Source organism: Skermanella sp. (genome assembly GCF_059503625.1).
In genome coordinates, this window is record NZ_JCACHA010000647.1 from 1 (window position 1) to 14,094 (window position 14,094).

11 protein-coding genes and 1 pseudogene are annotated in these 14,094 nt (G+C 68.1%); 4 read left to right on the forward strand and 8 right to left on the reverse strand.

Annotated elements, in window-relative coordinates; all coding sequences use genetic code 11:
• The 4 genes and pseudogenes from AC5JJ6_RS19715 to AC5JJ6_RS19730 form a co-directional block, all read left to right on the forward strand.
• Positions 1 to 210, forward strand: a pseudogene (locus AC5JJ6_RS19715) (hypothetical protein); the annotation flags it as partial.
• A complete protein-coding gene (locus tag AC5JJ6_RS19720; protein WP_496043692.1) occupies positions 207 to 3,431 on the forward strand; it encodes an efflux RND transporter permease subunit in 3,225 nt (1,074 codons plus the stop codon). The pseudogene AC5JJ6_RS19715 and the gene AC5JJ6_RS19720, both read left to right, overlap by 4 nt.
• 64 nt (positions 3,432 to 3,495) lie before the next feature.
• Entirely contained in the window at positions 3,496 to 4,950 is a 1,455-nt protein-coding gene (wsfD, locus tag AC5JJ6_RS19725) for a glycan biosynthesis hexose transferase WsfD (protein WP_496043693.1), read from the forward strand.
• Between the two features lie 56 nt (positions 4,951 to 5,006).
• Positions 5,007 to 6,221 (forward strand): NnrS family protein, encoded by a 1,215-nt coding sequence (locus tag AC5JJ6_RS19730; protein WP_496043694.1) that lies wholly within the window; start codon positions 5,007 to 5,009, stop codon positions 6,219 to 6,221.
• A gap of 24 nt (positions 6,222 to 6,245) precedes the next feature.
• Here AC5JJ6_RS19730 and AC5JJ6_RS19735 read toward each other — a convergent pair whose 3' ends face one another.
• From AC5JJ6_RS19735 to AC5JJ6_RS19770, 8 genes are all read right to left on the reverse strand, one after another.
• A complete protein-coding gene (locus AC5JJ6_RS19735) occupies positions 6,246 to 7,700 on the reverse strand; it encodes a sensor histidine kinase (RefSeq protein ID WP_496043695.1) in 1,455 nt (484 codons plus the stop codon).
• A complete protein-coding gene (locus tag AC5JJ6_RS19740; protein ID WP_496043696.1) occupies positions 7,700 to 8,359 on the reverse strand; it encodes a chemotaxis protein CheX in 660 nt (219 codons plus the stop codon). The genes AC5JJ6_RS19735 and AC5JJ6_RS19740 overlap by 1 nt, the downstream gene beginning before the upstream one ends.
• On the reverse strand, positions 8,356 to 8,739 hold the full coding sequence (locus AC5JJ6_RS19745) for a response regulator (protein ID WP_496043697.1): 384 nt from the start codon (positions 8,737 to 8,739) through the stop codon (positions 8,356 to 8,358). The genes AC5JJ6_RS19740 and AC5JJ6_RS19745 overlap by 4 nt, the downstream gene beginning before the upstream one ends.
• A 490-nt stretch (positions 8,740 to 9,229) precedes the next feature.
• Positions 9,230 to 11,515: a chemotaxis protein CheA gene (locus tag AC5JJ6_RS19750; protein ID WP_496043698.1), complete on the reverse strand. Its 2,286-nt coding sequence runs from the start codon at positions 11,513 to 11,515 to the stop codon at positions 9,230 to 9,232.
• Positions 11,512 to 11,904 carry a response regulator gene (locus tag AC5JJ6_RS19755; RefSeq protein ID WP_496043699.1) on the reverse strand — a complete coding sequence of 131 codons (393 nt, stop codon included), beginning with the start codon at positions 11,902 to 11,904 and terminating at the stop codon, positions 11,512 to 11,514. Before AC5JJ6_RS19755 ends, AC5JJ6_RS19750 begins: the two co-directional genes overlap by 4 nt.
• Positions 11,897 to 12,778: a CheR family methyltransferase gene (locus AC5JJ6_RS19760; protein WP_496043700.1), complete on the reverse strand. Its 882-nt coding sequence runs from the start codon at positions 12,776 to 12,778 to the stop codon at positions 11,897 to 11,899. Before AC5JJ6_RS19760 ends, AC5JJ6_RS19755 begins: the two co-directional genes overlap by 8 nt.
• An 8-nt stretch (positions 12,779 to 12,786) precedes the next feature.
• Entirely contained in the window at positions 12,787 to 13,380 is a 594-nt protein-coding gene (locus AC5JJ6_RS19765) for a HEAT repeat domain-containing protein (protein ID WP_496043701.1), read from the reverse strand.
• A partial coding sequence (locus AC5JJ6_RS19770; RefSeq protein ID WP_496043702.1) for a CheB methylesterase domain-containing protein occupies positions 13,371 to 14,094 on the reverse strand: 724 nt, incomplete at its 5' end. The genes AC5JJ6_RS19765 and AC5JJ6_RS19770, both read right to left, overlap by 10 nt.

Below are 14,094 nucleotides of genomic sequence, written 5' to 3' on the forward strand. Positions count from 1 at the left end.
CTGTCTTCGGTGTCGTTCCGACCTGTTCAGGTCGCGGCGTTCGGCGGGGAGAGCGTCGTGCTTGGCGGTGGCGTCCAGGTCGGCGAAACGATCGTGGCGCTGGGGGGACGCTTCCTCCACGAAGGCCAGAGCGTCCGCGCCATCGGACGTCCGGGAGCCGGCAATCAGGTGGCCGGTGATCAGGCGACCGGTCGGGCGGCAGTCGAATGATGGGCTTCAACCTCTCGGCGCTCGCGGTTCGCGAACGTGCGATCACCCTGTTCCTGATCGTCGCGGTCATCCTGGCCGGCGGTCTGGCCTTCTTCAAGCTCGGCCGTGCCGAGGACCCGGCCTTTACGGTCAAGGTGCTGACGGTCTCTGCCGCCTGGCCCGGCGCCACGGCGCAGGAGATGCAGGATGTCGTCGCCGAGCCGCTGGAAAAGCGCATGCAGGAACTGCGCTGGTACGACCGTGTCGAGACCTTCACCCGTCCGGGACTGGTCCTGATGACCGTCTCGCTGAGGGACGATACGCCTGCCGCAGCGGTTCCCGACGAATTCTATCAGGCGCGCAAGAAACTCGGCGACGAGGCGCGCAACCTGCCGAAGGGCGCCCTCGGCCCCTTCGTCAATGACGAATACTCCGACGTCACCTTCGCGCTCTATGCCGTCGAGGCACCTGGAATGCCGCCCCGCCTGCTGACGCGGGAAGCCGAAAAGCTGCGCCAGCGCCTGCTGCACGTGGCGGGCGTCAAGAAGGTCGATATCCTGGGCGAACGCCCGGAGCGCATCTTCGTCGAGTTCTCCTATGCCCGGCTGGCGACGCTCGGCGTCGGCGCCCGCGATATCTTCGACGCACTCCAGCGCCAGAACGCGGTGACGCCGGCCGGATCGATCGACACGAACGGGCCGCAGGTCTTCGTCCGCCTCGACGGCGCCTACGACGACCTCCGGAAGATCCGCGACACGCCGATCGTTTCCGGCGGACGGACGCTGAAGCTGTCCGATGTCGCCGAAGTCGGGCGCGGCTACGAGGACCCGGCCACTTTCCTGATCCGCCACAACGGCGAGCCGGCGCTGATGCTGAGCATCGTCATGCAGGACGCCTGGAACGGCCTCGACCTCGGCAAGGCGCTCGAAGCCGAACAGAAGGCGATTTCGGCGGAATTGCCCGCCGGTCTCACCTTCAGCAAGGTCACGGACCAGGCGGTCAACATCAGCGAGGCCGTCGACGAGTTCATGCTCAAGTTCTTCGTGGCGCTCGGCGTCGTCATGGTGGTCGGTCTGGTCAGCCTCGGCTGGCGCGTCGGCATCGTGGTGGCCGCCGCCGTGCCGCTGACGCTGGCTGTGGTCTTCGTCATCATGCTCGACACCGGGCGGGCGTTCGACCGCATCACGCTGGGCGCGCTCATCATCTCGCTGGGGCTGCTGGTCGACGACGCCATCATCGCGATCGAAATGATGGTGGTGAAGCTCGAGGAAGGCTACGAACGGACCAAGGCCGCCGCCTATGCCTGGAGCCACACGGCGGCCCCGATGCTTTCCGGCACGGTGATCACGATCATCGGCTTCACCCCGGTCGGTTTCGCCCGGTCCACCGCCGGGGAATATGCCGGCAACATCTTCTGGATCGTCGGCTTCGCGCTGATCGCGTCCTGGTTCGTCGCTGTCATCTTCACGCCTTATCTGGGCGTCAAGCTGCTCCCCGACATCAAGCCGGTCCCCGGCGGTCACGCCGCGATCTACGCCACGCCCAACTACCGGCGGCTGCGCCGGCTGGTCGGCTGGTCGGTGCGCCGCAAGTTCCTCGTCGCCGGCGCCGTAGTCGCCGCCTTCGTCATGGCCGGCGTAGGCATGGGGTCGGTCAAGCAGCAGTTCTTCCCGAATTCCGACCGGCCGGAAGTCCTGGTCGAGGTCCAGATGCCGGAAGGCACCAGCATCGCCGCGACAAGCGCCGCGACCAGGAAGGTCGAGGACTGGCTGAGGCAGCAGCCCGAGGCGGAGATCGTGTCCAGCTATATCGGGCGCGGAGCGGCGCGCTTCGTCCTGTCCTACAACCCGGAACTGCCGGACCCGTCCTTTGCCAAGATCGTCGTCCTGACACCCGATGCCGAAGCGCGCGACCGCCTGAAGCATCGGCTGCGCGAGCGGATCGCGGAAGGTCTGGCGCCGGAAGCGCGGCTGCGGGCGACGCAGCTCGTCTTCGGTCCGTATTCCCGCTTCCTGGTCAACTTCCGGGTCATGGGGCCTGATATCGCGACGGTGCGAACGATAGCCGACGAGGTCCAGGCGGTGATGCGCGCCAATCCCCACACCCGGCAGGTGAACCAGGACTGGGGCGAGCGGGTGCCGACCGTCCATTTCGTCCTGGATCAGGACCGTCTGCGCCTGATCGGCCTGACGCCCGCCGATGCCGGCGAGCAGCTTCAGTTCCTGCTGACAGGCGTGCCGGTGACCCAGGTGCGGGAGGGCATCCGCACGGTCGACGTGGTGGCGCGGGCGTCGGGTCCGGAACGGCTCGACCCGGCCCGCTTGGGCGACCTGACCCTGACCAGCCATGACGGCCGCCTGATCCCGCTGAGCCAGATCGGCAGGGTCGAGGTCCGCGCCGAAGACCCCATCCTGAGACGGCGCGACCGCGTGCCCACGATCACGGTGCAGACCGATATCGACGAAAGCCTCCAGCCGCCCCAGGTTTCCACCGAGATCGCCGAGGCGCTGGCGCCGCTGATCGCCCGGCTGCCCGCCGGCTACCGCATCGAAGCAGGCGGCAACATCGAGGATGCCGGCAAGGCCAACGCGGCACTCGTCCCGCTGTTCCCGATCATAATCGCCCTGACGCTGCTGGTCATCGTCCTTCAGACACGCTCGCTGGCGGCGACGACGATGGTGTTCCTGACGGCTCCGCTGGGGCTGGTGGGCGCCGTGCCGGTCCTGCTGCTGTTCGACCAGCCGTTCGGCTTCAATGCGATCCTGGGGCTGATCGGTCTGGCGGGCATCCTGATGCGCAACACCCTGATCCTGATCGGCCAGATCCACACCAACCGGGAGGAAGGTCTGGACGACTACCACGCCGTGGTCGAAGCGACCGTCCAGCGCGCCCGCCCGGTCATCCTGACGGCGCTGGCCGCCGTCCTGGCCTTCGTTCCCCTGACGACGTCCGTCTTCTGGGGATCGATGGCCTTTACCCTGATCGGCGGCACGGCGGGCGGCACGGTGCTGATCCTGGTCTTCCTGCCGGCGCTCTATGCGATCTGGTTCAGGGTCCGTCCGGGCGAACCGGTCCGCGACGGGCAGACGGACGGCCATGGCCGGACCGGTGACGGGTCCGCTGCCGGCATCGACGACCTGTCCAGGGCAAGAGCCGGCCTGGCCGGCGGAGGCCGGCGCATGGGCGGGATACCGGGCGGGCATCTTCGCCGGAACGACGCAGGCGGACCGCACTTGTGCTAATACCATGGGTGATATAGGGGGAAGTCTCGCCAAGCCGCCGCCGGTTGGGAGAGCTGTTGGTACTATGGGAACAAGCGATCGTCAGCCTCTACCGGCCGCGCTGGCCCTGGTCATGCTGATCTACGCGGTGGTGGCGCCGCTGCTGATCAATACGGGCATCGCCGACAACGGCGATTTCTCCCGGTCGATGCAGTGGTTCATCGAGAAGCCGGCCGCCTTTGAGACCAACTGGCCGTCGGACGACGCCACCTGGGACCGCCGGTTCACCAAGTTCTGGATCGACGAGTGGACTCCGAAGCCGGAGACCGTGCCGGGCGGGATGGAGAGCCGGTCTTCGGCCCAGTTGCTCAACATGGCGGGGATCGCGGCCAATGCCGCTGCCGGGGCCGTTACCGGAAACACCGGCTACTCGCTGCGGATCGCCTCCATTCCCGTCCGGATCGTCGAACTGGCCGCATTCGCAGGTCTGGCGATCCTGTTCTATGCCGCGACCGGAAGCGCCGCGCTGACCTTCGGGACGATGCTCTTCGTGTCGGCGGTCCTGCTGGATGTCAGCTATAAGGCCTTCTTCAACTCCTTCTACGAGGAGCGGGCCAGCCTGCTCTACCTGACGGTCCTGGCGCCCGCCGCCGTCCTGGCTTTCAGGGCGGCGGGCGGCTGGGGCTGGAAGATCCTGTTCGCGGCGGTGCTGGCGCTGTTCGCCACGTCCAAGGCCCAGTTCGCGCCGACGCCCGCGATCCTGCTGGCCGTGTTCCTGGCGCATTCCTGGGTGTCGGGGATCCCCGGACTGACTTGGCGCAGGGCGCCGGCCTTCGCGGCCTTGTTCCTTGTGCCGCAGATCGCCGCGCTGGCGGCCACGTCGGGCTACGAGTTCCGCAACGTCAATGCCTACAACGCGACGTTCATCGGCGCCTTAACCTTCAGCGAAGACCCCGGCCGGCATCTCGCCGATTTCCCGCCGGATGCGGCGCGCTGCATCGGCGTCAACGCCTTCGTGCCCGGCACCTGCTTCACGGAGCTGGGAAGCCTGACCAGCCACGGCAAGGTCGTCTCGATCTACCTGAACGACCCGCCGGCGATGGCGTCCGCGGTGCATTTCGCATCGGACGCCATGCAGGACATAGCGCTGGACGTCTACGGCAAGCGGCATCTCGACGGCCTTATAAAACCCCTGTTCGAGCCGTCTTTCTGGACCACCGTCAAGGGCCTGCTGCCGACAGGATTCGGCTTCTACCTGCTGGCCCTGACGCTGTCGGGCGCGCTGCTGCCGATATCGAGGGTGGCCGGATTGCGGGGCTTCGCGCTGGCGGCGCAGTTCCTGTGCGCCGTCGCCGTCAGCCAGACGGTCATCACCGTCGTCGGCGACGGCAGGGCGGAGATCACGAAGCATCTGCTGGTCGGCAACTTCGCCTTCGATCTGGCGCTGGTCCTGACCACCGGGTTGCTGGTCCGGGCCGTCGCGTCCAGCCCGGCGGCGTCCAGGGTCTTTTCATCGCGCTTGACTGCGGTCAAGGGCTAGGCCGACGGACGGGAGGATGGTGCGGCATGACCGCGCCACCATCAGGAACTCCGTCCATGACCATTCCGACGCCAGCCCCGACTCCAGGTCCCGGCTTCGACACCTCCGGCCTCTTTCGGGCGCCGGTGCTGTTCGCGCTGGGCTTCCGGCCCTTCTACCTGCTGGCGGCCCTGCTTGCCGTCGCCTGGATCCCGCTATGGGTCGCGGCGTGGCACGGCCATCTGGCGTTGCCGGCCGGGTTCAGCCCGGCGGCATGGCATACCCATGAAATGCTGTTCGGGTTCACCTCGGCGGTCCTCGTGGGATTTCTGCTGACCGCGATCCCGAATTGGACGGGCCGGCCGACGGTCGCCGGCGCTCCCCTGGCCGGGCTGGCGGTGCTGTGGATCGTGGGACGGGTGCTGATGCTGACGGGCGCCGACCTTCCCTGGCAGGTCGTCGCCGGGGTGGACGTGGCCTTCCTGCCGCTGGCCGCGGCCGCCATGCTGCCGCCGCTGCTGGCTGCGCGCAACCGCCGGAACATCGCCTTTCCCTTCGTGCTCCTGGCGCTGGCATCGGCCAATCTGGCGCTTCACCTGGATGCCGCCGGCGTCGTGTCCGTCGGCGCCGAGGTCACGCGGGGCGTGCTGGGAGTCATGATGGTGATCCTGGTCGTGATGGGCGGCCGGGTGATCCCGTTCTTCACCAAGAACCGGCTGCCGGCGGCCGGGGCCGCCATCGACAAGCGGCTCGACAGGCTTGCGGTCGCGGCGACAGTGGCGGCGGTGGCGGCTTCCGTGCTGGTTCCCGGCAGCGTCGCCGGCGGACTTGCCGCCCTGGCCGCCGCGGCGCTGCTGGTCGCCCGTGCGCTGCCCTGGAAACCGTGGGCGACGGCAGGCGTCCCGATGCTCTGGGTGCTGCATGCCGGCCACGCCTGGATCGCGGTAGCGCTGGCCCTGCGGGCCGCTTCCGACTTCGGGCTGGACTTGCCGGCCGGCGCCGCCGACCATGCCTTCACGGTCGGCGGGATCGGGGTGCTGACGCTCGGCATGATGGCCCGCACCGCGCGCGGCCATACCGGCAGGCCGATCGAGGCGTCGCGCCTGATGACGGCAGCCTTCGCGATCATCAATCTGGCGGCGGTGGTCCGCGTCTTCGGGCCGTCGGCCTTTCCCGAGGCCCATCCCCTGATCGGGGTTTCGGCCATCCTCTGGGCGCTGGCGTTCCTGCTCTACCTGATCGAGTTCGCGCCGATCCTGATCAGCGCCCGGATCGACGGCCGGCCGGGCTGAAGGCCGCGCCGGCAGCGCCCGGTCTCAGGCGGCGTTCTCGCCGTTCTCCGGATCGGGCGAAGCGTCCGCCTGCTGGGGAACGCCGTTCCGGCTGCCCTGGACCGTCACGCGGAAGGTGGTGCCCTTGCTGGCGGGAATGACCTCCAGCGTGCCGCCGAGCTGGCGCGTCAGGGCCGTGACAATGCGCATTCCCAGCGTACGGGATTTCGCCGGATTGAAATCCGACGGCAGGCCGGGACCCTGGTCGGCGACGGTGAGCGCATAGCCGCCCTCGCCGCTTTCCAGGGCGACCCTGATGATGGCAGGGTCGGTGTCGCGGTGCTTGATCGCATTGGTGATCAGTTCGTTGGCGATCAGCCCCAGCGGTGCGGCATGGTCGATGTTGATCTCCAGCGCTCCCGCCTCCAGGACGAGGTCGCAGACGCTCATGCCCGAAGCTTCGGCCAGATCGTCGCACAGCTCCTCCAGGAACGCCGCGAAGTCCAGCGTGGAGAACCGGTCGCTCTGGTAGAGGCGGTAATGGACGCGGGCGACCGCCGCGATCCGGTCGGAAGCGTCCTTGAGCAGCGACTTGGCCAGGCTGTCGTCGATGCTCGCCCTTTGGAGGTTGAGCAGGCCCGACACGAGCTGAAGGCTGTTCTTGACCCGGTGGTTGATTTCCCGCAGCAGCACCGTCTTGTCGGCGACCGCCTGTTCCAGCGCATCGCGTACCCGCAGCCGCTCCGTCACGTCGCGCAGGATGCCCGTCACGAAGACGCGGTCCTCGCTCCGCCAGCTCGCCAGCGACAGTTCCAGGTTCAGCGGCGTGCCGTCCCGGCTTTGGCCGACCAGTTCGACCGGCTGCAAGGCCTCCTCGTTGATCGCCAGGGCCGCCTGATTGCGCGGCCAGTGGACGCAGCCGGAGGCGGACAGCAGCAGGTCGATATCCTTCCCGATCGCTTCCTGCGAATGGACGTCGAAGATCCGCTCGGCCGCCGTGTTCATCCATTGCAGGGTGCCGGCGGCGTCCGTCGTGACGATGGCGTCCTGCGCCGTGTCGACCACCGCCCGGTACTTGGCGTCGCGCCTTTCGCGCAGCACGCGCTCCCGCGTTACCGTGACCGTGATGTCGTTGACCTGGATCATGCAGCCGCCCGCGGCTTTTCCAGTCAGCGGGCGGATGATCAGGTTGTGCAGGAGCGGCCTGCCGTCGGGGAGGCGGAGCGGCAGCAGTCCGGCGTGCAGCGAATAGGTCAGGATGCTGGAAGCCCCCGCCTGGAGCGCATCGTCCACCGCGCCCCGCAGCCGGCTGTCGGCCAGATCCGGCAGCGCTTCCCACAGCGATTTGCCGGCCATGTCGGCGCGGTTCACGCCGCTGGCGCGCTCCATCCAGGCGTTCCAGATCCCGACGCGGCACGCGTCGTCCAGAATGACGATGCCGGTGTCCATCGCATCGAGTATGGCGCCGCCGGCCTGGGCCATGTCGAAAGAGGAGTCCATCAGCTTTCTTCGAATCCCTTCAGATACTCGCGTATCAGGGTCTTGATCGCGGCGATCGAGGGCAGATCCATCAGCAGGGCAATATAGCCGTTTATGCTCCTGGCCCGCACCGCGAAATCGATCGTCAGGAAAAGCACCATTTCTCCGGGGTCTTCCTCCTCGTCGTCGCCAAGGAGCACCACCTGGCTGCTGCCGCGCATGACGCGGGGCAGCGACATGTTCAGGCTCTCCTTCAACATGTTGGCCATGACGACGAGGCAGCCGTTCAACACGACATTGCCGATCTCCGCCAGCGCCTCCTGTTCCAGGTCGACGATCTCATCCAGCGACAAGGTGTCGTCGAGGATGCTCCTGACCAGTTCCAGGCTGGTCTTTTCCGGGAAGATCAGCAGCGCCTGACCGGAGAACGAGCCGCGGAAGTCCTGGCCGACGGCGACCAAGCTGCTGTTCTCGCGTCTCGACAGCCATTCGACGGCGCTGTCGCGGGTCATGATCTCGGTGCGGGGGACGGCGAGATGAACCTGATCCTTGACCATCCGGCTCAGGTTCTTGGCGGCGCGGCTGACGCCGATATTGATGATTTCAGTAAGGGCGTCGCGTTCCAGCTCGGTCAGCAGACCTTCGCCGCCGGTCGAGACGCCGCTGTGTTCCAGGGTCATTTGCCGGCACGCCTGAGCTTGAGGGCGGCTCCCGACAGGAAGGCCGCCAAGGCTTCGTCCGAAATCGGCTTTTCGACGAAGGCGGCGTCCAGTTCCCGTGCGCGGGCCAGGATGGCGTCCTGGGCATTGGCCGAAAGGATGGCGATCGGCATTTCCGGGTCGCGGTCGCGGATTGCCGAGGCGAGCCACAGGCCGTCGTGCTCCGGCATGTTGAAATCGATCAGGGCGATGTCGATGCCTTCCCCGTCCAGGAGGTCGAGGGCCTGTTCCGGCCCGGCCGCTTCGACGACCCGCCAGTCGGCCCGCGTCTTGACAAGGATGCTCTTCACAACCATCCGGGCGAGTTTGCTATCGTCGACGACCAGCACAGTACGCGTCATAAACCTTATACCTCAAATGAGTCTGTCGGTTCCCGATTCTGAACGCCCGGCCTCCAACAGCATAAATGCTGAAATCTCTCCCGCCGTCCACGCGGTAAAATGAGAGGACCAACTCAGAATAACGCGATTCGATTGGCTCCTGTTCCACTGATTTATGGAAGCATAGAGCCACCTGATATCGCTATTCCCGAGCCGCGACGCAAAGTTCTTTTATTATAGCAAGATATCGTACCCTAAGTCAGAAGGATATTTCATTATGAATCTTGGACCATCGGGACGATCCAGGTTCGGAGGAACGGGTTTTCCGGCACCCCCAATATCGCAGGCCGAGCCGCGAGAAGCACTTGGACCAAGGAACTATGTAGCTGACCGCAAGCGGTCCAGTCCACTGGAGCATTGGGATTGGCGAGGAGGAGATCGAGCAGCGCCTCCGCTTCATCGACCGGGCAATCCCCTTCCAGGACGATGACCCGGTCGGACAAACGGACGGTCATGGCGGAAGCTCCTTCAGGTTGAGGATGAGCAGCACGCCGCCGTCGCCCTGCAACGTCGTGCCGAGATAGGCCGGGATGTTCGCCAGCAGCCCGTCCATCGGGCGCAGCGCCACTTCCAGCCGATCGCCGATCCCGTCCACCTCGAGCCCGAAGACCCCGCCGCCGGCCCGGACGACCAGCACCAGCCTGTCTTCCGCGTCGCCGCGCCGCTGCCTTTGCCCCGGCTCCTCCGGCAGTTCCAGAAGACGCCCGAGCGGGTGGAGCGGAACCACCTGGTCGCGCCATGTGAAGGCACGGCGGCCCCTGATCCGCTGGATGCGGCTGTCCGGCAGGCGGATGGTTTCGGCCACGTCGTCCAGCGGAGCGCCGAACTGCCTGCCGCAGGCCGAAACCGTGACGATCCGCAGCAGCGCCAGCGTCAGCGGCAGTTCCAGGCGGATCGTCGTCCCGCGATGACGGAGGGTCCGGATGCCGACCGAACCGCCGATCCTTTCGATCGCCAGGCGGACCGCCGACATGCCGACGCCACGGCCCGACAGGTCGGAGGTCTCTTCCATGGTCGACAGACCGGGGGCGAAGATCAGTGCTGCGACTTCCTCGTCGGTCAGTAGGGCGAGCTGGCCTTCGTCCAGCACCCCCGCGAGCACCGCCTTCCTGCCGACCGCCGCCAGATCGATGCCGCCGCCGTCGTCGGAGATCTCCACCACCAGCCGGTCATTGGCATGGAAGGCGCGCAGGACGACCGTGGCGCGGTCCGGCTTGCCCCTGGCGCGGCGCTCCTCCGGCCGCTCGACGCCGTGGTCCAGGCTGTTGCGGACCAGATGCATCACCGGTTCGAACAGGGCGTCTACGACGGTCTTGTCGGCGCTGGTCGCTTCCCCCTCGATCGCCAGATCGGCCGGCTTGCCCAGCCGGAGCGACAGGTCGCGGACCAGACGGGGAAATCGGTCGAACACCTGCCCCACCGGCACCGTTCTGATCCTGACCACGGCGTCGTGCATGTCGCGGGTCAGCCGCTCCACCAGGGCATGCAGGTCCCGCAGCGGCCGGACGATCCCGGACGGATCAGCCGCTTCCGCCGTCCGTCCCGCCAGCCAGCCGAGGGTGTTCTTCGCCACGATCATCTCGCCGACCAGCGCGAACAAGCGGTCGACCCGCTGTTCCTCGACCCGAAGCGAGCGGGAAGACGGCGGCTGCGGGGACGGCGGCTGCGAAGGCGAGGACGCCGCGAGGTCCTTGCCGCTCGCCAGCCTGTCGCGCATGGCCCGCTCCAGCGCCTCGGCCAGGGGCTTGGGATCGAGCCGGTCCATCGCCACGGCAAGGGCGGCGGCGACGGCGTCCGCAGTGCCGCCGCGGCCTTCGTGACGAAGGGCGTTGACAGCCGCCGCCGCCGCCGATCCCCAACGGCCGGCGGCTTCCCCCGGCGGGACGTCCGGCGCCGCGAGCAGACGCCGCTGTTCCTCAAGCACCGCGCCGACGACATCGCCGGCCCCGGCAATCGGAAAGGGCGGCGGGGAAGGCTGCGGCGAAAGCGCCGCGGGATCGACCGCGGCGATCGTCACCTGATCGGCGACGAGGCGGAACGCATGCCGGACCGCCGATTCTTCGCCCAGCGCCAGCGCATCGATATCGAGGTGACACTGGAACGGATCGAGGGAGTCCAGCGCCGGCCACCCCTCGCGTGCCGAAATGTGTAGGGCCGCCAGTCCGGGCAGGCCGGCCAGCAGCTTCAGCGGATCGTCGCCGTTGAAGAAACAGCGCGGATCGGGCCGATAGGCGATCCTGAAGACTCCGGTCCCGGCGGGCTGTCCGTGCAGCGCGTCGAGTACGCCCGCGCGTTCCGCCCCGGTGAAGACGTCGAGGTCGCCGGCCATCGGTGCGTCCGGCCGGGCCGTGGCGATGCCGCCGCCGCCATGCAGACGGTCGATCAGCGCGGTTGCGGCGGCGTCGGCATCGGCCGGCAGCGCTTCGCTTGCCTCCAACTCGTCCAGCCAGCGCGCGGTCTGGTCGAGGGATTCCAGCAGCGCATCGGTAAGGTCCGATCCGGTCGCGGCGCGGCCGTCGCGGATGGCGGACAGGATGTCTTCCGCGGCGTGCAGCATCCGGGTCATCGGCTGGATGCCGAACACGCCGGACGAGCCTTTCAGGGTATGGAACGCCCGAAAGACGCCGACGATCAGCGCGCCGTCGTCCGGCGTCCTTTCCAGCGCCAGCAGGTCCCGGGTCGCTTCCGCGATCAGGTCCCGGCTTTCCAGCAGGAATTGTTCGAGCAGCGCATTCATGCCGGTCTCCCCGTCAGCACGGCGGCATGAAGCGCCAGGACCTCCGCCGACACCGGCTTGACCAGATAGAAGTTCGCCCCCGCCGCCCGGGCCGCAGCCACGTCGCGGTCCGCCGCCTCGCTGGAGATCACCAGGACCGGAAGCGACCCCGCCTCGCCGTGACGGCCGCGCAGGGCGCGCAGGAACGACATGCCGTCCATCTTCGGCATGTTGATGTCGACGATCGCGAGGTCGAACCGATCGGACAGCAGCTTCTCCAGCGCCTCGATCCCGTTCAGCGCCTCGGCGACGTCGAAACCGGCGGCTTCCAGCGTTTCGCGGTAATAAAGGCGGATCAGGGAACCGTCGTCGACGATCAGGATCCGCGGTCGCTCCGGCCGGTCAGACATGACCATTTTCCTCCGGCTTCTGGTATACGATGGCGTCTTCGAACCGGCAGACACGGAAGAGCGGCGATATGCGGCTCATCGATTCGGTGTGGCCCAGGCAGATGAAGCCGCCGGGCGCCATGCTGTCGTAGAGATTGCCGGCGGCGGTGCGGCGCGAGACTTCATCGAAATAGATCAGGACGTTACGGCAGAAGACGACGTCGATGTCGCGCCATTTCGCGGTATCGCCCTGGTCGATCAGGTTGACCCGGCTGAACCGGATGGAACCGCGCAGTTCGGCGTCGATCCTGTACTGCCCCTCGCCGATGGCCGTGAAGTATTTCCCGACCAGGGGACGGGGCAGGCGCATCAGCGAGCGCTCGAAGTAGATCCCCGCTTCGGCCGCCTGAAGCACCCGGCCGTCGATGTCCGAGCCGATGATCTCGATCTCCCAGGCATCGACCTGCGGCCAGTTCTCCAGCAGCCAGATCGCGATCGAGTAGGGCTCCTCCCCGGTCGAGCAGGGGACCGACCACAGCCGGATCGGCTGGCCGGGACGCTTGCGGGCGGTGATCCGGTCGAGCAGCGACGATGTCAGGCAGCGAAGCTGGTAGTCCTCGCGGTAGAAATAGGTCTCGTTGACGGTGAAGGAGGAGATCAGGCGCTCCATCTCCGCCGGCTCCACCATCAGCCGGGCGAAATGGTCGGCGAACCCGCGCGAGCCGGCGGCCAGGATGCAGTCCGACAGCCGGCGTTCCACGTAGACCCGCTGCGACTCGGCGAACACGATTCCGGTGCGCCGGTAGAAGAAATCGCGGAACCGGCGGAGTTCGGCGTCGCCGATGCGGATTTCCCCGGCCGACGCTGTTTCGCGCGGCGCATCTTCGGGGGGCATGCGGCGCTTCAGCTTGCGGTTCCCGAGATGCGCTCGACCGCGACCCTGACCGCAAAGGGCAGCATGGGCTGGGACGGGAACCGTCCGGCCAGCCGCCGGAGCGCCGGTACCGCCTCCGGCGTGCCGGACTCGGCCAGGATCTCGACGGCGGCGAGGCAGACATTCGGATCGGTCTCGCGCTCCAGCAGCCCGCACAGAAGCGCCACCGTCTCGCCGGCCGGCAGGCAGCGGACCACCTCGACGGCCAGGATGCGGACATCGCCGTCGCCGTCGGCCAGCAGGCCGGGTAGCAGCGGCCGGGCGGCCTCCGGCATCGCCTGCAAGGCCTCGACCGCGCCGGTGCGCAGGGCGGCATCGTCGGACCGCAGCAGCGACGCCAGCGGCGCCGCCGCCTCGGGGATGGTTTCCAGCACCGTGAAGATCGCCTCCTGGACGGCGGCATCGCCTTCGCGCTCCAAGGCGGCCATCAGCAGCGGGACGGTCCCGGCTTCATGCCCCAGCGAGCGGACGGCATGCCGGCGCTCGGCCGGGTCGGCGCTGTTCAGGTCCCCCTGACCGGGAATACCCGCGGGACCGGGTGGATCGTGGCGGATCAGCGGCATGCCGGCGTCAGCCTCCGCGTGACCGCCTGGACGATCCGGCGGGCTATTTCCGGCAGCGGCGCCACGACGTCGGCCCCCTGGCGCCTGACCAGATCGCCCGGCATGCCCCAGACGACGGCGGTTTCCTCGTCCTGGGCGATGGTGTGGCCGCCTTCCGCCCGCAGCCTCGCCAAGGCGGCGGCCCCGTCGTCGCCCATGCCGGTCAGCAGGACGCCGACCAGCCGGTCGGCCGGCACGTGGTTGAGCGCGCTCACGACCATCCGGTCCACCGAAGGATGCCACCGGTGCGACGGCGATGCCGGCACCGGCAGCGCTATCAGGCCGAGCGGACGCCGCGCCACGATCAGGTCGGCGTCGCCCTCGGCGATGTAGACCTGTCCAGGCCGCAGCACGGTCGATTGCCGGACCTCCGTCACGTTCAGGGCACAGAGGCGGTTGAGCCGCTGGGCGAAGGCGCCTGTGAACGTCGCCGGCATGTGCTGGGCGACCAGGACGGGCCACGGCAGGTCGGCGGGCAGGGCGCCCAGGATCGCCTCCAGCGCCTGCGGTCCGCCGGTCGAAGCGCCGATCAGCAGCAGGCCGGTATCGTCCGGATGCCCCGCCTCCCGGAAGGCGGCGGGTGAGGGGAGCGGCGTCGGCTTCCGGGGCGAGACCCCGCCGGCGGTTGCGGTAGGTCCGGCGGTTCCGCCAGTCCCGCCGATCCGGTGCCGGACG